Origin of the sequence: Acinetobacter higginsii, assembly GCF_000369525.1 — a bacterium.
Taxonomy (GTDB): domain Bacteria; phylum Pseudomonadota; class Gammaproteobacteria; order Pseudomonadales; family Moraxellaceae; genus Acinetobacter; species Acinetobacter higginsii.
This window is the reverse complement of record NZ_KB850072.1, coordinates 1,814,818-1,815,338: the sequence shown is the minus strand read 5'-3', so window position 1 is coordinate 1,815,338 and position 521 is coordinate 1,814,818. Positions and strand designations below refer to the sequence as shown.

Sequence of the window (521 nt, the reverse complement as noted above, 5' to 3'; positions counted from 1 at the left end):
GATGTTGCACAGAATGCCAACAAGGGCTGGAATGTAAAATCAGACAGTAACTTAGCTGCGACACAAGTGAAGCCAACGGATACAGTCGATATTGGTTTAGCTACAGGCGAAACTAATCTTAAATCGACTGCGGTGAATGATGGTAAAGGCACGACCACGATTGATTTTAGTTTAAGCAAGGATTTGAATATTGATACAGTCACTGCGGGTACGGGAACAAATAAAACCGTGCTGAGTCAGACGGGCGTGAATATTGACAATGGAACGACTCAAACGCAACTCGAAGCAGGTAAGGTGGTTGTTAAGAACACAGCGAATACGCTGACTTTAGATGCAGGTAAAGGCACGCTTGAAGGTCTAAGCAATAAAGATATCAGTAGTGCGGACTTTGCCACTCAAGGTCGTGCAGCGACAGAAGAACAATTGAAACAAATCCAGACAGGCTTAACCGACAGTGGCTTTGGTTTAACTGCGGCAGATGGTAATTCAGTTCAGAAGAAACTGGGACAAACGGTGGATGT

The 521-nt window shown here is 44.5% G+C and carries 1 pseudogene; it reads left to right on the top strand.

What is annotated here, in order from left to right:
- Positions 1–521, top strand: a pseudogene (locus F902_RS22805) (hypothetical protein); the annotation flags it as partial.